Annotated in this window: 19 protein-coding genes; 10 read left to right on the top strand and 9 right to left on the bottom strand. The window is 74.4% G+C overall.

From position 1 onward, the window contains the following. Positions 1-24 precede the first annotated feature (24 nt). On the top strand, positions 25-648 hold the full coding sequence (locus ABD292_RS01545) for a GntR family transcriptional regulator (protein ID WP_344204640.1): 624 nt from the start codon (positions 25-27) through the stop codon (positions 646-648). Here the strand turns inward: ABD292_RS01545 and ABD292_RS01540 are convergent. Further along, positions 620-1,585 carry a DUF1932 domain-containing protein gene (locus ABD292_RS01540; RefSeq protein ID WP_344204638.1) on the bottom strand — a complete coding sequence of 322 codons (966 nt, stop codon included), beginning with the start codon at positions 1,583-1,585 and terminating at the stop codon, positions 620-622. The two genes, ABD292_RS01545 and ABD292_RS01540, sit on opposite strands and share 29 nt — an antisense overlap. A 128-nt stretch (positions 1,586-1,713) precedes the next feature. Between ABD292_RS01540 and ABD292_RS01535 the strand changes: the two genes are divergently transcribed. From ABD292_RS01535 to ABD292_RS01520, 4 genes are read left to right on the top strand one after another with little or no spacing between them, the layout of a single operon-like run. Continuing rightward, complete coding sequence (locus tag ABD292_RS01535; protein ID WP_344204637.1) at positions 1,714-2,433, top strand: PIG-L deacetylase family protein; 720 nt, start codon at positions 1,714-1,716, stop codon at positions 2,431-2,433. Positions 2,434-2,444: 11 nt separating this feature from the next. Further along, positions 2,445-3,152: a 4-carboxy-4-hydroxy-2-oxoadipate aldolase/oxaloacetate decarboxylase gene (locus ABD292_RS01530; RefSeq protein WP_344204636.1), complete on the top strand. Its 708-nt coding sequence runs from the start codon at positions 2,445-2,447 to the stop codon at positions 3,150-3,152. Continuing rightward, positions 3,145-4,239, top strand: a complete 1,095-nt coding sequence (locus ABD292_RS01525) for a 4-oxalomesaconate tautomerase (RefSeq protein WP_344204635.1) — start codon at positions 3,145-3,147, stop codon at positions 4,237-4,239. Before ABD292_RS01530 ends, ABD292_RS01525 begins: the two co-directional genes overlap by 8 nt. Further along, entirely contained in the window at positions 4,236-5,192 is a 957-nt protein-coding gene (locus tag ABD292_RS01520; RefSeq protein ID WP_344204633.1) for a catechol 2,3-dioxygenase, read from the top strand. The genes ABD292_RS01525 and ABD292_RS01520 overlap by 4 nt, the downstream gene beginning before the upstream one ends. 19 nt (positions 5,193-5,211) lie before the next feature. Here the strand turns inward: ABD292_RS01520 and ABD292_RS01515 are convergent, their stop codons facing one another. From ABD292_RS01515 to ABD292_RS01505, 3 genes are all read right to left on the bottom strand, one after another. Continuing rightward, positions 5,212-6,648: a PepSY-associated TM helix domain-containing protein gene (locus tag ABD292_RS01515; protein ID WP_344204632.1), complete on the bottom strand. Its 1,437-nt coding sequence runs from the start codon at positions 6,646-6,648 to the stop codon at positions 5,212-5,214. A 244-nt stretch (positions 6,649-6,892) separates the two neighbouring features. After that, positions 6,893-7,510: an MFS transporter gene (locus tag ABD292_RS01510; RefSeq protein ID WP_344204631.1), complete on the bottom strand. Its 618-nt coding sequence runs from the start codon at positions 7,508-7,510 to the stop codon at positions 6,893-6,895. A gap of 65 nt (positions 7,511-7,575) precedes the next feature. After that, positions 7,576-8,574 (bottom strand): polysaccharide deacetylase family protein, encoded by a 999-nt coding sequence (locus ABD292_RS01505; protein ID WP_344204629.1) that lies wholly within the window; start codon positions 8,572-8,574, stop codon positions 7,576-7,578. A 200-nt stretch (positions 8,575-8,774) separates the two neighbouring features. On the opposite strand from ABD292_RS01505, the gene ABD292_RS01500 reads away from it, so the two are divergent. After that, complete coding sequence (locus ABD292_RS01500; protein ID WP_344204628.1) at positions 8,775-9,428, top strand: hypothetical protein; 654 nt, start codon at positions 8,775-8,777, stop codon at positions 9,426-9,428. Between the two features lie 141 nt (positions 9,429-9,569). Continuing rightward, positions 9,570-10,763 carry a L,D-transpeptidase gene (locus ABD292_RS01495; protein ID WP_344204627.1) on the top strand — a complete coding sequence of 398 codons (1,194 nt, stop codon included), beginning with the start codon at positions 9,570-9,572 and terminating at the stop codon, positions 10,761-10,763. A gap of 166 nt (positions 10,764-10,929) precedes the next feature. Here ABD292_RS01495 and ABD292_RS01490 read toward each other — a convergent pair whose 3' ends face one another. Both ABD292_RS01490 and ABD292_RS01485 read right to left on the bottom strand, forming a co-directional pair. Beyond that, complete coding sequence (locus ABD292_RS01490; RefSeq protein WP_344204626.1) at positions 10,930-11,598, bottom strand: response regulator; 669 nt, start codon at positions 11,596-11,598, stop codon at positions 10,930-10,932. After that, positions 11,595-12,887: a sensor histidine kinase gene (locus ABD292_RS01485; protein ID WP_344204625.1), complete on the bottom strand. Its 1,293-nt coding sequence runs from the start codon at positions 12,885-12,887 to the stop codon at positions 11,595-11,597. Before ABD292_RS01485 ends, ABD292_RS01490 begins: the two co-directional genes overlap by 4 nt. Here ABD292_RS01485 and ABD292_RS01480 point away from each other — a divergent pair. The 3 genes from ABD292_RS01480 (at position 12,886) to ABD292_RS01470 (ending at position 15,695) form a co-directional block, all read left to right on the top strand. Then, complete coding sequence (locus tag ABD292_RS01480) at positions 12,886-13,281, top strand: hypothetical protein (RefSeq protein ID WP_344204623.1); 396 nt, start codon at positions 12,886-12,888, stop codon at positions 13,279-13,281. The two genes, ABD292_RS01485 and ABD292_RS01480, sit on opposite strands and share 2 nt — an antisense overlap. Further along, positions 13,278-14,759: a multicopper oxidase family protein gene (locus ABD292_RS01475; RefSeq protein ID WP_344204621.1), complete on the top strand. Its 1,482-nt coding sequence runs from the start codon at positions 13,278-13,280 to the stop codon at positions 14,757-14,759. Before ABD292_RS01480 ends, ABD292_RS01475 begins: the two co-directional genes overlap by 4 nt. Before the next feature lie 66 nt (positions 14,760-14,825). Continuing rightward, positions 14,826-15,695 carry a fumarylacetoacetate hydrolase family protein gene (locus ABD292_RS01470; protein ID WP_344204619.1) on the top strand — a complete coding sequence of 290 codons (870 nt, stop codon included), beginning with the start codon at positions 14,826-14,828 and terminating at the stop codon, positions 15,693-15,695. A 9-nt stretch (positions 15,696-15,704) separates the two neighbouring features. Here ABD292_RS01470 and ABD292_RS01465 read toward each other — a convergent pair whose 3' ends face one another. The 3 genes from ABD292_RS01465 to ABD292_RS01455 all read right to left on the bottom strand — a co-directional run bounded on the left by ABD292_RS01465 (position 15,705) and on the right by ABD292_RS01455 (position 19,227). Next, positions 15,705-17,687, bottom strand: coding sequence for a glycosyl hydrolase family 28-related protein (locus ABD292_RS01465; RefSeq protein WP_344204618.1), 1,983 nt, complete (start codon positions 17,685-17,687; stop codon positions 15,705-15,707). 140 nt (positions 17,688-17,827) lie between these two features. Beyond that, positions 17,828-18,142 (bottom strand): WXG100 family type VII secretion target, encoded by a 315-nt coding sequence (locus ABD292_RS01460; RefSeq protein ID WP_344204617.1) that lies wholly within the window; start codon positions 18,140-18,142, stop codon positions 17,828-17,830. Continuing rightward, a complete protein-coding gene (locus ABD292_RS01455) occupies positions 18,139-19,227 on the bottom strand; it encodes a hypothetical protein (protein ID WP_344204616.1) in 1,089 nt (362 codons plus the stop codon). The genes ABD292_RS01460 and ABD292_RS01455 overlap by 4 nt, the downstream gene beginning before the upstream one ends. Positions 19,228-19,272: the final 45 nt, after the last annotated feature.

The following is a 19,272-nucleotide window of genomic DNA, read 5'->3' as shown; positions in this document are numbered from 1 at the left end:
ACGCAGACGGCGGGAGGATGTCCGTTGAGCGAGACGCTGACCGACCGCGTCCGGGCGGTCATACTCGGCGGGGACTTCGTGCCCAACCAGCGCCTCATCGAGGCCGACGTGTGCGAGCAGTTCGGGGCGAGCCGGGCGGCCGTGCGTGAGACGTTCAAGGAGCTGGCGTCCGAGGGCCTGGTCGAGATCATGCGCAACAAGGGCGCCAGGGTCCGGGCGATCTCCAAGGCCGAGGCCGTCGAGATCACCGAGGTCCGCATGGTGCTGGAGGGGCTGGCCGCGTACAAGGCCGCCGAGCGGGTGACGCCGGAGCAGGCCGCCGAGCTGCGGGCGATCGTCGCCGACATGCGGGCCGCCGTGGAGGCCAACGACCTCGACCGCTACTCCGAGCTCAACGTCGCCTTGCACGCCGGGATCCGCGAGATCGCCGGGCACCGCACCGCGGCGGCGATCATCGAACGGCTGGGGGCGCAGGTGGTGCGGCACAAGTTCCGCCTGGCCCGGCAGCCGGGACGGGCGGCCGTGTCGCTGCCGCAGCACGAGCTGATCGTGGCGGCCATCGTCGCGCGTGACCCCGAGGCCGCGCAGACGAGCATGCAGCAACACCTGCGCAGTGTGGTCAAGGCCCTGGAGTCGAGTCCGGACTGATCGTCCCCGGGTCCGGGGACCGGTCGCCGCGGGGGAGGGGCGGGAGGCCGGCCTCGGTGACCCGGCGCAGGGTGGCGGCCGTGGCGGCGGTCATCGTGGGCGGGACGTGCAGCTCCTCCAGCATGCGGGTGGCCGCGTCCATCTCGTGCACCCGCCGTACAGCGTGCTGCCCGGCGCCCTCCAGCAGACGCCGTACGAAGCGTTCGTCGGCGCTCGTCACCGTCTCCACCAGGTGCTCCCAGAACCACTCGGCCAGCCCGGCGGCCTCGGCGGCGGCCCGCGCCTCGATGGCGAGCGCGCTCAGGCCCTTCACCAGCACGCTGCGCAGCAGTTTGCGGGCGGCGGCGTCGCCGGGGTCGCCGCCGATCGGGGTCACGTCCATGCCGTGGGCGCGGCCGAAGGCGGCGAAACGCTGCGCGCCCGCGCCGCTGGCCAGGATCGGCGTGGCCAGGCCGCGCAGCGGGACCGGCGCCATGATGGCCCCGCCCACGGCGACCGCGCCGGCCGCCCCCACCAGGGCGGCGATCTCGCGTTTGTCGCGTGGAGCGGCGGTCGACAGGTCGGCGTAGAGCGCGCCGGGTCGCAGGTGCGGGGCGGACTCCGCGCAGGCGGCCAGGCTGTCGGCCCCGGCGGTCACCGCGATCACGACCTCGGCCCCACACACGGCCTCCGCATTACTGCCCACGACCCCAACGGCGAGTCCTCCCGCGGGTCCTTCCATGGGCTCTCCCACCGGCCCTTCCACCGGCCCTTCCGCAGGCCCTCCCACCGGCCCTTCCGCAGGCTCTCCCACCGGCCCTTCCGCAGGCTCTCCCGCTGGGCCACCCGGCGGGTACGCCGGGTCGTACACGCGCAGCCGTACCAGCGGGCCGAGGTCGGTGGCGAGAGCGCGGCCGGCCTCGCCGTGGCCGAGCAATGCCACCAGAGGTCTCTCCATGGGCTCCCGATCCTTCCATCATTGACGATATTGTCGATTCCTTGCTGCCTCAGAGGATATCGGCTCTCATTGCGCAATTGGTGACGAAAGTGTTGACAATCTGCCGAACCCGCTCATAGCGTCGGGACGTGACTCTTCTGGTGATCAGCGCCCACGCGGGTGACTTCGTCTGGCGCGCCGGCGGCGCCATCGCGCTGGCCGCGCACCGCGGCGGCCGGGCCAAGGTGGTCTGCCTCAGCTACGGCGAACGCGGCGAGTCCGCCAAGGCGTGGCGCGCCGGTCACACCCTCGACGAGATCAAGGCCATCCGCCGGGAGGAGGCCGAGCACGCCGCCGCCGCGCTGGGCGCCGAGATCGAGTTCCTCGACGCGGGCGACTACCCGCTGGTGGAGACGCCGGAACTGGTGGACCGGCTGGTGCGCGTCCACCGCGAGACCGAGCCCGACGTGGTCCTCACGCACCCGCTCGCCGACCCGTACAACGGCGACCACCCGGCGGCGGCCCGCATGGCGCTCCAGGCCCGCGTGCTGGCCCAGGCGATCGGCTACGACGCCCCCGGCGAGCCGCTCGGCGCGCCCCCGGTGTTCTTCTTCGAGCCGCACCAGCCCGAGCAGTGCGACTTCAAGCCCGACGTGCTGCTCGACATCACCCCCGTGTTCGAGGCCAAGCGCAAGGCCATGGAGTGCCTGCCGGCCCAGCAGCACATGTGGGACTACTACACCGACCTCGCGGTACGCCGCGGCGTGCAGCTCAAGCGCAACGCCGGCCCCAACCTGGGGCTGTCCCACGACACCAGGGCCGAGGCGTTCATGCGGCTCTACCCGCAGGTGACGGACCAACTGGCATGAGGCACCCTCGCATGAGGAACGTCGTCGTCACCGGCATCCCGCGCCCCGACCTGGCGCGCGTCGACGTCCTGGCCGCGTACGGCGTCGCCACCGTCCACGAGGCCATCGGCCGCACCGGCTACCTCGGCCCCCGCCTGCGCCCCGCCTGGCCAGGGGCGCGCGTCGGCGGCAGCGCCGTCACCGCGATCTGCCGGCCCGGCGACAACCTGATGATCCACGTCGCCGTCGAGCAGTGCCGCGAAGGCGACCTGCTGGTGGTCGCCACGACCTCGGCGTGCACGGACGGGATGTTCGGCGAGCTGTTCGCCACGGCGCTGCGGCACCGCGGCGTGCGCGGCGTGGTGATCGACGCCGGCGTACGGGACGTCGCCGAACTGCGGGCCATGGGCTTTCCCGCCTGGAGCGCGGCCGTCAGCGCGCAGGGCACCGTCAAGGCCACACCTGGCGCCGTCAACGTGCCGGTCGCCATCGGCGGCCAGATCATCCGGCCCGGCGACGTGATCCTCGCCGACGACGACGGCGTGCTCGTCGTGCCGCGCGGCGACCTGGAGCTCGGCATCGCCGCCGCCGAGGCGCGGGCCGCGAAGGAGGCCGCCACGCGGGAGGCGTTCATGAAGGGCGAGCTGGGCCTCGACCGGTACGGGCTGCGCGAGCGGCTGCCGGACCTCGGCATCGTCTACCTGACCGCCGACGAGTACGCCAGGGACCACGGTGCCTGACGCCGGCGTGCGCTGCATGCTGATGCGCGGCGGCACCTCCAAGGGCGCGTACTTCCTCGCCGAAGACCTGCCCGCCGACCCCGGCGAGCGGGACGAGCTGCTGCTGCGCGTCCTCGGCAGCCCCGACCCGCGCCAGATCGACGGCATCGGCGGCGCACACCCGCTGACCAGCAAGGCCGCCGTGGTGTCCCGCTCCGCCGACCCCGCCGCCGACCTCGACTACCTGTTCCTCCAGGTGGCTGTGGACGAGCCGGCCGTCACGGGCACGCAGAACTGCGGCAACCTGCTCGCCGGGGTCGGCCCGTTCGCCGTGGAGCGCGGGCTGATCCGGGCGGGCGGCGAGCACACCGAGACCCGCATCCGCCTGGTCAACACCGGCGGTCTCGCCACGGCCCGCTTCCCGACCCCCGGCGGCCTGGTGGACTACCGCGGCGGCACCGCCATCTCGGGCGTGCCCGGCACGGCGGCGGCCGTCGTGCTCGGCTTCGCGGGCACCGCCGGCTCCAGCACCGGCGGCCTGCTGCCCACCGGCAACCAGCGGGACGTCATCGACGGCATCGAGGTCACCTGCGTGGACAACGGCATGCCGGTCGTCGTGGCGGCGGCGGCCGATCTCGGCCTCACCGGCTACGAGCCGTACGAGGAGCTGGCCGCCGACGCCGCGCTCGCCGGGCGGGTGCAGGCGCTGCGCCTGCGCGCCGGGGAGCTGATGGGGCTCGGGGACGTCACCGGCGCGTCCGTGCCGAAGACCACGCTCGTCGCGCCGCCCCGCGACGGGGGCGCGCTGTGCACGCGCACGTTCATCCCCGTCCGCCCGCACACCTCGATCGGCGTGCTCGGCGCGGTCAGCGTCGTGACGGCCGCGCTGCTGCCGTACGGCGTGGCCCGCCGCTTCGCCCGGCTGCCCGGCGGGCCGCGCGTGGCCGTCGAGCACCCGACCGGGCACCTGGAGGTCGAGGTGGAGCTCGACCTCACCACCGACCCGCCGACCGCCGTGCGCGCCGCGAACGTACGCACCGCCCGCAAGCTCTTCGACGGGACGGTCTTCCCCCGCCCGCGACCGGACGAAGGACCGACGACCCGATGAACGCCCTGCTGCACGACGTCGCCCACCTCGCCTACGCCGAGCTGCTCACGCCCGAGCCCGAGCGGAGCCTGTGGTTCTTCACCGAGATCCTCGGCATGACCCGCGCCGGCGAGGAGGGCGACTCCGTCTACCTGCGCACCTACGACGACTACGAGCACCACAGCCTCAAGCTGACCGCCCACCGCACCTCCGGCCTGCGCGCCACCGGCCTGCGCGCGAGCAGTCAGGAGGCGCTGGAGCGCCGGATCGCGGCGATCAAGGACTCCGGGCTCGGCATCGGCTGGCGCGACGGCGACGCCGGGCGCGGCCCGACGTACGCCTTCCGCGACCCCGACGGGCACGAGCTGCACCTGTACTGGGAGTCGGAGTGGTACGAGGCCCCCGAGGAGCTGCGCCCGGCGCTGAAGAACCAGCCGCAGGCGTTCCCCGGCCACGGCGTGGGCGTGCGCCGCCTCGACCACGTCAACCTCCTGGCCGCCGAGGCCGCCGCGAACGGCGCCTTCGTCCGCGACGTGCTCGGCGCCCGGGTCACCGAGCAGATCATGCTCGACAGCGGCCGCATCGCGGCGCAGTGGCTGCACTTCGGCAACAAGTCGTACGACCTGGTCTTCACCGACGACTGGTCGGGCTCCTCGGGGCGGCTGCACCACATCGCGTTCGCCACCAACGGCCGCGAGGACATCCTGCGTGCCGCCGACATCTGCCTGGAGCGGGGCGTCCACATCGAGACCGGCCCGCACAAGCACGCCATTCAGCAGACGTTCTTCCTCTACGTGTACGAACCCGGCGGCAACCGCATCGAGCTGTGCAACCCGCTCACCCGGCTCATCCTGGCCCCCGACTGGCGCGTGGTGACCTGGACCGAGGCCGAGCGCGCCAAGGGCCAGGCGTGGGGGCTGAAGACCATCGAGTCCTTCCACACGCACGGCACGCCGCCCGTCGAGCCGAGCTGACGGGCGGCGCCCGGGGATCTCAGCCCACGAACCTGGCCACCGCCGGGATGCGCCGCAGCACCATCCGGTCGAGCAGCAGCACCGCCGCCATCGTGACCCCGGCCAGCGGGAACACCAGCCCGAGCACCGCCATGATGGCGATCACCCCGTACGCGCTGCGCCGGTCCGTCGGCCGCGCGGGCGCACCGGCGCGGCCCCGGGGGCGGCGCTTCCACCACATCAGCGCGCCGGTCACCACGAGCGTGATCAGCGCCAGGCAGGCGGCCAGCATGACGGCCAGGTTGGCGGGCCCGTACCTGCGGCCCTCGTGCAGCGCGATGCCCTGCTCGACGAGCTTGGCGACGGTGCCGTACTCGGCCCAGCCGTACGACGTCAGCACCTTGCCCGTGTACTGGTCCACGTGGAGCGTACGGGCGTCCGACGGGTCGCGGCGCGGCTCGGCCACGATCGTGTAGACGCCGGTCGGGCCGTCCGGCAGCAGCACCTTGACGTCGCACTCGGCGCACGAGGCGACCGAGGGCCCGGCGGCGGCCAGCGCGGCCTCCACCGGCAGCGCGCCGGGCTGCAGCACCCCGCCGCCGCCCCCGTGCCCGGCGTGCTCGCCGCCGGAGCTCGGCACGGGCAGCCGCTCGGCCGCCCACGGCACCTTCGCGTCCGGGTTCCCGGACAGCTCGCCGGACAGCGGCGGCGTCGAGGTGCTCGGGAAGTCAGCGGCGCTCGGCGCGGTCGAGCCGGTCCGCTCCTGGACGCGCTGCAGCCCGTCGCCCCACACGCCGGACCACGGCAGCCCGGACATGACCAGGAACACCACGACCGCGCCCGCGCCGACGCCGACCAGCACGTGCAGGCGGAGCAGCCGGCCGCGGGCCGACCGCGACGCCCTGCTCCTGGTCCTGCGGCCGGTCCACCACAGGTACGTGCCCGAGGCCACGAGGATCAGCGCCCAGCACGCGGCCACCTCCACCACCCGGTCGCCCACGGTGCCGGACATCAGCTCGCCGTGGATCGTCCGCACCACCCGCATGAACGTGGCCGCGTCGTCGATCTGCCCGAGGACCTCGCCCGTCCCGGGATGGACGTAGACCGAGACGCCCTGCGCGAACGGACCGCTGTCCGCGCCCTGCAGGATGACCCGGGTGGTGCGATCAGGGGACGCGGGCGGGATGACGGACATCACCGGCGCGCCGGGACGCGCCCGCTGGGCGGCGGCGATCTGCTCCGACAGCGGGCGCGGCGCGGCCACCGGCTGCGCGAGCTCCCGTACGTCCTGGTAGCGCCACGCCTCGAACGGCTCCTTGAACAGGTAGATCGAGCCCGTGACGGCGAGCACGAGCAGCACGGGGGCGACGAACAGGCCCGCGTAGAAGTGCCATCGCCAGACGGCGCGGTAACGCTGGGACGACGAGGTGGCGGGAGGGGCGGTGGCGCTGACGGGACGGGCCTCGACTGAGGTCATGGGGGGACTCCGTTCCTTACGGAGGGGTTCCTCGCCCGGAGGCTCCTCGCGGGAGGTTTCGCGCGCGGAGAGCTTCCTGAGGCGAAGGGGTGGGGGCGCGCGGCCGGCCTGCGCGCACGGCGGTTCCTCACGTGGGCGTGCGGGCAGGGCGGCGTGGCGGGTCCGTGCCGGGTCTCCGGGCACGGCGGAGCGGCCGCGCGGCGTCGACCTGCCGCGCGAGCTGCGGAAACGGAAAAGGGCTACGTCAGCGCCGGACGGGCGGTCCCCGGCGGCACATCGCCCCCGACAGGACCTGCGGCTGCCGTACGGCGACCGCGGCGGGCACGACCGGGCGGGCCACGCCGGTCTCCGGGAGCGGGGCGCGGGCGGTCAGGCCGCGCCAGAAGCCGCACACCGCGCGGGCCAGCAGCGTCAGGAACATCCCCAGCGCCGTCTCGCCCCGGTGCAGCCACCAGGCGGACAGCGCCGCGACGACCACGTGCGCGACCAGCATGCCGAGCCCCGTGGAAAGCTCGCCGCCGCCGTGCTCGTGTGCGTGATGGGAGGAGGCGGGCGCGGTGGCGTCCATGCCGAAGAGGCGGTGCATGCCGTACTGGGCGGCGAAGGCGGCCACGACCAGCGTCCCGAGCGAGCGCCTGCGGCGGGCGAGGAGGAAGGCTCCCGCTCCGGTGGCGGCGGTGGCGGCGGCGAGCAGCCCAGGGCCGACGCCGGAGCCGCCGGCCAGCGTGTGCAGGCCGAGCGCGGCGTACACGCAGACGACGGCGAACACCATCGAGCGGGGGCCGCGCAGGCCGGCCCGGCCGGCCTGCGCGCCGTCCCTGCTGTCGGTGCCGCCGAAGCGTCCTTCCTGCTCGGGTTTCACACGCGACCACCGCTCACACCGACAGATACGGGGGCGTGTCAGGAAAAGTTCAGACAGATCCGGGTTCAGCTCCGGTGCGGCGCGTCCCCCTCGTAGACCAGGCGCGGCGGCCGGCCGTCGAACAACTGGCTCACGGTCACGAACGTGTACCCCTTCCCGGACAGCGCCTTCAGCACCCGGGGGATGGCCCGCACGGTCGTCCGGTGGATGTCGTGGAACAGGATGACGCTGCCGGGCCTGGCCGACCTGATCGCCACCCTGGCGACCCGGGCGCTGTCGCGGTGCAGCCAGTCGAGGGTGTCCACGCTCCACAGCACGAGCGGACGCTTGATCCTGACGCGGAGGGCGTCGTCGAAGGCCCCGTACGGCGGCCGGACGAGCGCCGGCACGAAGCCCGCGGCGGCCTCGATCGCCTCGTCGGCGCGGGCCAGCTCGGAGCGTACGCCGGCGGCGGACAGCTTCGTCAGGTCCTGGTGCGACCAGGTGTGGCTGCCGATCTCGTGCCCGGCCGCGGCGGCGCGGCGCAGCACGGAGGGGTAGGCGGCGACGTTCTGGCCGACGACGAAGAACGTGGCGTGCGCCTGGTGGGCGGCCAGGTGGCGCAGCAGCGTGTCGGTGTACGGGCCGGGGCCGTCGTCGAAGGTCAGCGCCACGCACTTGACCTGCCGGCAGTCGACCGACCGCCTCGTGCCCTCCGCCGCGACGGCCGCCCCCGCCCCGGAGCTCACGGTGGGGCTCGGGGCGGGGTGTTGGGCGGGGTGTTGGGTGGGGTGCTGAGTGGGGTGCTGGGTGGGGCGTGGGGTGGCGCTCGGGGTAGTGCCAGTGCCCAGGGCGGGGCTCGGGCCGGCGCTGCCGGCCGGGGCCACGCCGGTGCTCCTGGCCAGGCCCGTGGCGGTGCTCCTGGCCGGCAGCGCCGGACCGATGCCGGCGCTGCCGGTCGGGGCCGGGGCGGTGGCTTGGATCGTTCCCGCGTCCAGTCGCTGGTGGACTGTCGCGCACATCGCGGCGGCCATGGCCACCACGGCGGCCACCCGCGCCGTCCCCCGCCTCGCACCCGTGCTCATCCGATCCCCCACTCGCCGGCCCCGCCCGCCGGGACCATCCCCGATCGGTTGGACATCCGCCACTCGCACCTGGTTCGCGGTGAACCGTTCTCCCGGATGCCACACTTCCCTTCTCCTGCGGTCAGACCGACGACGGCGACCGGCACCGGCACGGCGCGGAAACTTGATCCGGCGATCCGGGGCCGAGGATCATGCGGGGAATGGACTACTACCTGATCTCCACCTCGGCACATGACCGGTCCCTGGCGGGAGTCCTCGTGGAGGAGTTCGTCCTCTGTGAGGACTTCACCGCGGCCGGCATCGACAGCGCCGAGTGGGGATCGGAGACCGGGGAGTGGCTGGCCGCGCCGGAGGTCAGCAGGCTCATCCGCTCCGACGGCGCGCTCCGCGCCCGGGTACGGCCGGCGGGCCGGCGCACGGCGCGGGAGGCGTACGCGCGGCTCGGCGGGGGAGAGCTGCCCGAGGAGGAGGAGCTGCGCGAGCATTTCCGGCGCCGCCAGCCGTTGCCCACCACGGCCCCGCTCCGGCTGAGCTCGGGGGAGGCCGGGGACCGCCGCTACCGCATCCTGTTCGCCGGCGAGCTGGGCGCGGACGGGCTCGCGGCCGCGCAGGCGGCGCTCCGGCTGGAGCCCACGAACGATCCGCGGGTGGTCGGCAAGGCGTCCGTCAGCGCCGGCGGACACGGCTTCACATGGGAGCTGCGCCGCATCGGGTCGGGGATCGCCTGGTGCGTGGACGTGACCGCCCGGCTCGGCGGCGGCTCCCTGGCCACGCTGGAGGCGCTGCTGAACTACCACCGGCAGGCCGTGCGCCGGCAGGGACTGATCCCGGTCACGGTGGAGCGCTTCGCCTGAGCGCCGCCAAGGGCATGAACCACGTCGTCCCGGTGTCCGTATTGTCGGTCGTGAGGCCGTGATCCGCATGCCCGCCGTCATCGGGGGAAGAGGCGGTGGCTCACACGCGCGACTGTCCGCTCTCCTCAGGCGGGAGGCATCATGCGGAACGGCACGACGATCGCCGGCGCCCTCGCCGCGGCGCTGCTCCTGACCGCCGGCTGCACGTCAGCCGGCGGGATCGGCGGTGAGGCGCGGCCGGGCGGCGCGGGCACGCCGGCGGAGCGAGGCCCGGTGGCCAGACTGGCGATCACGCCCGCCGACGGGACCACGAAGGTCCCGCCGGACACGGGCGTCGCCGTCAAGGTGGCGCAGGGCAAGGTCACCGGCGTGAGCGTCGCCGACGCTAAGGGCCGCCAAGTGCGCGGCACGCTCGCCGCCGACGGCACCTGGCGCCCCCGGTGGCCGTTACGGCCCTCGGCCCGCTACACCGTGAGCGCCGAGGCCACGGGCGCTGACGGCAAGCCGGTCACGGCGACCGCCACGTTCACCACCCTCAAGCCGAAGCGGGTGCTGGAGAGCGGCATGTCGCCGCTGGACGGCGAGAAGGTCGGCGTCGGGATGCCCGTGCAGCTCCTGCTGTCGCGGCCGGTGACCGCGAAGGCGGACCGGGCGCGGATCGAGCGGGCGCTTGAGTTGCGCATGTCGGAGCCGGTCGAGGGCGCGTGGAGCTGGGTGAGCGAGCGCGAGGTGCAGTTCAGGCCGCGCGAGTACTGGCCGGTGGGGGAGAAGGTCACGGTCGTGGCGCATCTGGCGGGGCTGCGCGCGGGCGAGGACGTGTGGGGCACGAAGGACCGCGAGCTGAGCTTCACGGTCGGCCCCTCGCACATCACGAAGGTCAGCGCGAGCACGCACCGCGCCGTGGTGCGGGACGGCGGCAAGGTCGTCAGGACGATCCCGGTCAGCCTCGGCAAGCCCGGCGACGACAGCTACTCCGGCGTCATGATCGCGCAGGAGAAGGCCGCCACGACCATCATGGACTCCGCGACCGTCGGCAAGCCGGGCGAATACCGCATCCGTACCAAGTGGAACGTCCGCATGACCTACAGCGGCACCTTCTTCCACGCCGCCCCGTGGTCCACGGGCGCGCAGGGCAGCCGCAACGTCAGCCACGGCTGCGTCAACGCCAGCCCGGAGGACGCGCGCTGGTTCTACGAGTTCACCCAGCGCGGCGACGTCATCGAGGTCACCGGGACCTCCAGGAAGCTGCGCTTCGGCAACGGCCCGACGCCGTGGGCCAAGGCGTGGGAGGACTGGCTGGCCGGCAGCGCGCTCGGCAAGCCGGTCAGCGGGTAGGACGACGATGAGCGGAAGGGGAAGCGAGGTGGTCCTGATGAGCGGGGACCGCACGGTGGACGGCCGGCTCGGCGCCGTCGTGCTGTGGACGCTGATCTGGGTGCTGAACGCCTATGTCCTGCTGACGGGCTGAGTCTGACAGGCTGAGTCTGACAGGCTGGGCCCGCTACGGTCGGCCGCCCGGCACGACCAGCCCCGACTCGTAGGCGAGGACGACGAGCTGCGCCCGGTCGCGCACGCCCAGCTTGGTCATCGACCGGCTCACGTGCGTCTTGGCGGTGGCCGCGCTGATCACCAGGTGCGCGGCGATCTCCTCGTTCGACATGCCGCGGCCGACCAGGGAGACGATCTCGCGCTCCCGCTCGGTCAGCCGCTCCAGCCCCTCGGGGCGGGCGGCCGGGCGGGGCGGGGTGCTGACGTACTCCTCGATGAGGCGGCGCGTCACCGACGGCGACAGCAGCGCCTCGCCCTGGGCCGCCACCCGCACCGACCGCAGCAGGTCGCCCGGCTCGATGTCCTTCAGCAGGAAGCCGGACGCCCCCGCCCGCAGCGCGGCGAAGACGTACTCGTCGAGCGCGTAGTTGGTGAGGATCACCACGCGGACGCCGTCGAGCTCGGGGTCGGCGCCGATCCTGCGGGTGGCCTGGATGCCGTCCAGCAGCGGCATCCGCACGTCGAGCAGCGCCACGTCGGGGCGCAGCCGCCGGGCCAGCTCGACCGCCCGCGCTCCGTCGCCGGCCTCGCCGACCACCCGGATGTCGTCGGTCAGCTCCAGCAGCGCCTTGAACCCGGCGCGGATGAGCGGCTGGTCGTCGGCCAGCAGGACCCGGATCACCTGGCCGCCACCGCCGGCACCGGCAGGTCGGCGCGCACGCTGAAGCCGCCGGCCGGGCCCGGCCCGGCCGTCAGCGAGCCGCCCGCCGCGACCGCGCGCTCGCGCATCCCGATCAGCCCCATCCCCGGCGTGACCGTCGCGGCCTCGCCGTCGTCGTCCACCGCCAGCGTGATCCCCGCCGGATCGTAGCCGACGGCCACCGCGACCGACGCCGCGCCCGAGTGGCGCAGCACGTTGGTCAGCGCCTCCTGCGCGATCCGGTACGCGGCCCGCCCCACCCCCGGCGGCACCGGGTACGGCTCGCCGGTCACCTCGTACGACACCCGCAGCCCCGCCCGCCCGGCCCTGGACACCAGCCCGGGCAGCCCGTCGAGCCCGGCCTCCGCCTCGCGCTCAGGACCGGCCCGCCGCAGCACGCCCAGCGTGGCCCGCAGCTCGCGCATCGCCTCGTGCCCGGAGTCCTTGACCGCCGCCAGCGCCTCCCTGGCCCGCGCCGGATCCCGGTCCATCAGCTCCATCGCCACCGCGGCCTGCACGTTGACCACGGAGATGGTGTGCGTGAGCGAGTCGTGCAGCTCCTGCGCGATCCACAGCCGCTCCTCGCCGGCCCGGCGCAGCGCCGCCTCCTCGCGGGTGCGCTCGGCCTCCTCGGCGCGCTGCTCCACCGCCCGCAGGTACGCCCGCCCGCTCCGCGTCACCTCGCCGATCACGACCATCGCGACCAGCCAGCCGCTCAGCAGCGTCATCCCGTCGCCGACCGACGGGTCCTGATCGGCCAGCGCCATGAGCCCGTACACCGGCAGCGCCAGCCCCGCCGCCAGCCAGATCGCCTGCGTCCGGCGGCCGAGCGAGGCGAGGGTGTAGATCGAGGCCAGCGCGGGCCCGGCGGCGAACACGCCCGGGTAGTGGGCGGCGTAGTACACGGCGCCCGCCGCGACGGCGACGATCCCGGCCGTCAGCGGGGCCGCGCGCCGCCAGGCCAGCGACAGCGCCGTGACGGTGATCAGGATCAGTCCCGCCGGGTCGAGCGGCCGCTCGCCGGGACCGGCCCACGACAGGTTCGCGTACGTGCCGCCGACGATCCCGGCGAGGGCGCCCGCGGCGATCAGGGCGTCTGTTCTCCGGCTGCTCATGCCCACACCGTAGAGCGTCGCCGCCGGGCCGGGCGTCGTCCGGCGGGCGTACGTCAGCGGCGGGAACGGGCCGGCGTACTCCACGGGGAGTACGCCCCAGTGCCGTCCCCCGGGCGACGCCCGGGGGAGGCCCGGCCGCGCACGATGGCGTCCCATGACCACCCCTTCCCCGATCCCCTCGTGGGTCCTGTGGCCGCTGCGCGGTCTCGCCACCGCGCACCTGGCCGGCGTGCTGGCCCAGGCGGCGCTGGCCGGGCTCTTCGTCACCGGCGACGTGGACCTGCTGGCCTGGCACCGCGACAACGCCGGGGTCACCCACAGCCTGCTGTACCTGCAACTCCTGGCGGCGGTCCTGCTGTGGCGGCCCGCCCGCGGCCCCCTGTGGCCGGCGCTGGCCAGCCTGGGGATCGTGGCGGCCGAGACGGTCCAGGTGGCGCTCGGCCAGTGGCGGGTCATCGCGCTGCACTTCCCCCTCGGCATGGCCGTCTTCGGGCTGTCGGCCGTCTTCACCGCCTGGACCTGGCGCTTCGGCCGGGGGAGCGCGGCATGAGCGGGCTGTCGAGGAGGGCGTTCCTGGGGGCGCTCGGCGCGGCCGGGCTCGCCGCCGCCGGGTGCGGGGCGCGCTCCGGCGAGCTGCTGCCCAGCCTCGCGCCCTTGCCCAGGCCGTTCACGGTGCCGCTCCCGGTGCCCGCGCCCGCCCGGCCGGTCGGCCCCGGCCGCTACGAGGTGACCCAGCGGGCGGCCGAGGCGGAGATCCTCCCGGGCCTGCGCACCCCGATCTGGGGGTACGACGGGACCTTCCCCGGCCCCACGTTCGAGCTGCGGCGCGGCCGGCCGGTCACCGTCGCGGTACGCAACGAGCTGCCCGTCCCGACCTCCACCCACCTGCACGGCGGCGTCAACCCGCCGGACGCCGACGGCTACCCCACCGACCTCGTCGTCCCCGCCGGTTACCCGGCCCACCATCACGGACACCCCGAGACCCACCATCAGGGCGTGAAGGAGTACCGCTACCCGGTGGACCAGCCCGCCGCCACCCTCTGGTACCACGACCACCGCATGGACCACACGGCCCCGCAGGTGTGGCGCGGCCTGGCCGGCCTCGCCCTGGTACGCGACGACGAGGAGGACGCCCTGCCCCTCCCCGGGGGCGAGCGGGAGCTGCCGCTGCTCATCTGCGACCGCTCCTTCGCCGCGGACGGCTCCTTCCGCTACCCCGACCACGCGGCGGGCGGGCACTTCGGCGGCGACCACATGGAGGGCGTCGCGGGCGACGTCGTCCTCGTCAACGGCGCTCCCTGGCCGGTCGCCGAGGTCACCGCGACCCGGCACCGCCTGCGCCTGGTCAACGCCTCCAACGCCCGCCGCTACCTGCTGCGGCTCGCGCCGGGCGGCACGCCGTTCGTGCAGATCGGCAGTGACGCCGGGCTGCTGGCAGCGCCAGTGGCGCACGAGGAGATCCCGCTCGCGCCCGGCGAGCGCCAGGACGTGCTGGTCGACTTCTCCGCCTACCCCGTCGGCACCGCGGTCACCCTGGTCAACGCCTTGGGCGAGGGCTCCGCCGGGAACGTGGTGCGCTTCGTCGTCGCCCGCCGCGCCGCCGACGACAGCGCCGTGCCGAAGGCGCTCTCCCGCAGGGCGATGCGTCCCGCCGACGTGGGGCCGGCGGTCGCCACCCGCCGGTTCGACTTCCGGCGCGGCGAGACCGCCTGGACGATCAACGGCGAGCCCTACCGGCCCGGCGTCCCGCTGGCCAGGCCCCGGCTCGGCACCGCCGAAATCTGGCGCTTCACCAGCGACTTCCACCATCCCGTGCACCTGCACCTGGCCCACTTCCTGGTGCTGGCACGCAACGGGCGGCCGCCGTCGGCGACGGACGGCGGCTGGAAGGACACCGTCGACGTGCGGCCGTACGAGGTCGTGGACGTGCTGGCCCGCTTCGCCGGTCACCGCGGCAGGTACATGCTGCACTGCCACAACCTGGAGCACGAGGACATGGCGATGATGGCCGACTTCGACGTGGTCTGACGCGACGGCGAAAGGCGTGATGGGGGAGACTTGCTGTCGAACGGGACTTTCGCGGTAGGAGCAGGCATGCACATCGTACGCTTCGTCAGCCCCCTGTCCGGCGCCGACGCGGTCGGCGTCGACGACGGCGAGCACGTGACCGAGCTGTCCGGCGTCACCACCGTCGGCGAGCTGCTGCGGCTGCCGGCCGCGGAGCTGCGCGAGCGCGTCACCGCCCCCGGCGGCGCCCGGCACCCCTCGGCGGCGGTGCGCAGGCTGGCCCCGGTGGACGGGCTGATGGAGGTGTGGGCGGCGGGCGTCACCTACCGGCGCTCGCGCGAGGCGCGGGTGCTGGAGAGCGAGCGGGCCGCCGACGTGTACGAGCTGGTCTACGACGCCGAGCGGCCCGAGCTGTTCTTCAAGTCCGTCGCCTGGAAGGTGACCGGCGACGGCGGCCGCATCGCGGTGCGGGCGGACTCGGAGATCGACGTGCCGGAACCGGAGCTCGGCCTGGTACTCAACGCGGCCGGCGAGATCGTCGGCTACACGGTCGTGGACGACGTCAGCTCCCGCACCATCGAGGGCGTCAACCCGCTCTACCTGCCGCAGGCCAAGATCTACCTGGGCGCGTGCGCGGTCGGCCCGGCCATCCGGCCCGCGTGGGAGGTCGCGGACCCGTACGCGCTGGACATCACGCTCACCATCGCCCGCGGCGGCGCGACCGTGTGGGACGGCAAGTCGTCCACCTCCGACCTGCACCGCCGCCTCGACGAGCTGGCCGGCTACCTGTTCCGCGCGGACGTCTTCCCCGACGGCGCGGTCCTGGCCACGGGCACGAGCCTGGTGCCCGACCTGCCGTTCACCCTCCAGGACGGCGACACGGTGACGATCGGCATCGGCGAGGTCGGCACCCTGACCACCACCGTGGTCAGGGGCCTGGAAGGCATGCGCGGATAGCGCTCCGGGTCACCAGCGGGACGGCGGCGGGGGCGGCACCACCGGCGGGCGGTCGTCGCAGGTGATCGTGTTCGGCAGCATCCACGGCGCGAGCCAGCCGCCGTCGTTGCCGCCGAGGTCGGTCAGCGTGAACTCCGAGCCGGTGGACGGGAAGCCGAAGGAGCCGCAGTTGTTCACGCCGACCGCGCCGACGTTGCGCGCGTCCACGTTCTCGAACGTCGCCGACCCCTTGACCCGGGCGCTCACCACCGACGTCCCCGTGCCGTCCACGCGGGTGTCCTTGAAGTGCACGTTCGTGATCGCGTACAGGTCCTTAACCGACCACTCGCTGACCAGCATGATCGCGTTGTAGGTGCTGTCGAGGAAGTGGTTGCCGGTGGCCCGCACGTCGGCGGCGATGTCCCGCTCCAGGGCGTAGAGCCAGATCGCGCCGAGCCCGATGTTCCAGTTCAGCTCGTACGTCCCCGCCCGCACCGTGGTGTTGCCGGAGATCGTCAGCCGCCCCTCGAACGGCTCGGCCCCGAAGCGGGAGCCGGCGTGCAGGGCGCTGCCCTCGCGGACCGGGTCGGCCACCAGGTTGCCGGAGACCGTGTTGTCCCGGCCGCCGTAGACGGCGACGCCGTTGGCCAGCGCGGGCGACTGCACGGTGTTGCGCTCGACGCGGTTGCCCGCGTCGGCGCTCTTCTCCGACCACAGGGCGATGGCGTCGTCACCGGTGTTACGGATGACGTTGCCCGCGATGACCGAGTCCGTGACGCCGGTGTGGAAGTTGATCGCGTCGGCGACCTGGTCGACGATCATGTTGCCGGTGATCCGCAGGTTCGTCATCGGCCCGTCGAACCACATGCCGACCTTGGTGTGGCGGATGTGCAGGCCCTCGATGGTGGAGTCGCTGAGCGCGCCGCCGACGCCGTTGACCTGGTCGGTGTCCACGCGTTCGCGCACGTCGCCCTCGATGGCGAAGCCGGACAGGTGCACGTTCCTGCTGCCGCCCTCGGCCGCGGGCCTGCCGTAGAAGCCGACGCCCGTGTGGACGGAGCCGCCGGGCGCGGGGGCGGGCAGCGCGACCTCGCGGCCCTTGATGATCGTGTGCCAGCTCCCCGCGCCGGCGATGGTGACGTCGTCCACGACGATGTGCCGGTTCACCTGGTACGTCCCCGGCGGCACGTACACCTTCAGCCGGGCCCGCTTGGCGAAGGCGATGGCCCGGTCGAACGCCTCCGCCGACTCGCGCCGCCCCGTGGGGTCGGCGCCGAAGGCCACCACGTTCGCCCCCGGCACCAGCCGCGGCGGGCCGACGAGCTGGGAGTCCATCAGGTCGATGACGGTCCAGGCCGCGCCGCCGCGCGCGGGGGCGGTCAGCCGGACCCGGTCGCCCGCGCGGTAGGCGCGGCCGAGCAGCAGCCGCTGCTCGTCGTAGAAGTGGTGGGGACGGAACGGCTTGGCGACGACCGGCGGCGGCGTGGTGGCGTCCGGCACGCACGCGCACTCGGTGATCCACCAGTCGGGGTGCAGCAGGTCCGCCTGGGGGTCGTTCGAGAACGGGTACTGGTTGTAGAGCCACGAGTACTGCGAGGTCAGCGTCATGGTCCGCCGGTCACCGCCGTTGACCGTGACCTCCAGCGGCGCGGTGATCCCGCCGCCGCCCGGCGCGTCCGGGATGCTGTAGCGCACGGTCAGGGCGTTGGCCGCGGCCGGCAGCGTGAACTCGACGTGCTGGCCGGGCGCGAGCCGCACGGCCCGGCGGCCCGACGCCTCGGACGGCAGCGTGTACGCGGTCCGGTCGGGGCCGATGACGGCGCCGTTCGTGGCGGCGTTCTCCGCCTCCTGCTCGGCGAAGTCCACGGCCGCGCCACGCCCGGCGACCAGGGCGGGGTCCAGGCCCGCTCGCGTCACCACGGGAGCCCGTCCTGCGGCGGCCGCGGGGGCGGCCGGGGCGAGCCCGGCGACGGCGAGTAAGGCCGACACGGCCAGAAGGGGGATACGGCGCATCCGGTGCTCACTTCTCTCGGGGCGTCCGAGGGTCGGGGGGTGACGCGACAGTAGGTCCCCCGCACACCGGTCCACAAGGAGCTGTGCGCAACTTTCGGTTTTTCGTCAGCTTTTTGCGTGGGAGCGCAAGTGGTTGCGGATTATTGCGCGCCCTGCCAGTCGCCCTGCCGGTCTGCGGCCGCGGCGGCGTCCTCGCGCAGCCGGCGGGCCCGGCGGCGCAGGTTCTCGGCGGTGGCCAGGCAGGTGTCCTCCAGCTCGGCCAGCTCGCGGCGCAGCCCCGCGGCCCGCTCGGCGAACCGTTCGGCGGCAGGCCCGGTCCAGAACGCCTCGCACTCCTGCGGGTGCGCCGGCACGCCGTCGAGCGCGCCGGTCAGGCGGCGGGCGTAGCGGGTGAAGGTGGAGGCCAGGGACTCCTTCTCGGCGGCCTGCCGGAGGAGCTGGTGCTTGCTGGTCATACGCGCTCTCCGGCTTCGCGAAAGGTCTCCAGGTCCTGCCACAGGCGGTGGCCGGCGTCGAGGGCGCCGGTCAGGCCGGACCAGGCCCGCTCGCGCAGGCCGTCCGCGCCCGCGCCCGGCTCCAGCGCGTGCCGCAGCGCCGCGGCGAGCGCCCGTTCGTAGGCGGGGTGGGTGCCGAGGGCGTAGGCGTCCAGCAGGACGCCGGTCTCCTTCTGGTGCTCGGCCAGCAGCTCCTGCAGCGCCTCCGGGAAGGAGCGGTAGGCGTGCGCGAGGTGGTGCAGGTTCCAGTCGGGACCGGCGTCCGGGCGGCGGTTCAGCAGCTCGACCGCGACCACGTTGAGGAACGCGCCCGACGGGCGGGCCAGCGCGATCAGCGTGGTCAGCACGTCGGCCGGAGCGGTCGCGGGCAGCTCGCGCCACTCCTCTCCGAGCCTGCCGGTGCGCTCGGCGGCGGCGAAGGCCCGCGCCAGCAGACCGGGGGAGGCGGAGGCCGCCCGGACGAGCGCGGCGGGCGGCAGACCGTCGCGTTCGCCGGGCACCTCTGCCTCCGACCAGCCACGCAGAACGAGAACCAGGCCGCCGGGCCCGAGCACGCCCAGCAACGCCGCCGCATAGGCCGGATCACCCACCGCTTCGCGCGGCGTCGCGGAGGCCGCTTCGCCGGGTGCTCCGTTCGTCGCCTCGCCGGTGAGTCCGGTGGTGGCGGCGAAGGCGCGCTCGACCTCGTCGGGGCGGCGGGTGGCGAGGGCCGCGAGGACGGCCGTGGCCGTCTCGGCGGCCGCCCGCGTGGCCTCCGCCTCACAGGCGAACGGGAACACGGCCGTGAGCAGGCCGCGCTCGCGCACCGGCACCAGCTGCTCGGCGGCGTCGATGCGCCACCTGAGCTCCCGCCGCGCGTCGTGCAGGAACTCCTGCGCCCGCCGCAGCGCGGTCGCGCCGTGGCGGGGGCCGGCCCAGTCGTCGCCGGCCCCCGCCACGGCCGCGTCCACCAGCGGACGCACGCCGCCCAGCAGCAGGCTGCCGGCTTCGAGGCGGCGGATGAGGTCGTGTGCTCGGCTGGGGTCGATCCCCACGAACTCCCCCATGGTGAAACCCTCCCAGAGGGTGTGATTACCGCGTGAGTCAAACAC

It is taken from the genome of Nonomuraea bangladeshensis (assembly GCF_039529455.1).
Classification (GTDB): Bacteria; Actinomycetota; Actinomycetes; order Streptosporangiales; family Streptosporangiaceae; genus Nonomuraea; species Nonomuraea bangladeshensis.
Note: the sequence above shows the minus strand (reverse complement) of the source record. Positions and strands in the feature narration are given on the sequence as shown.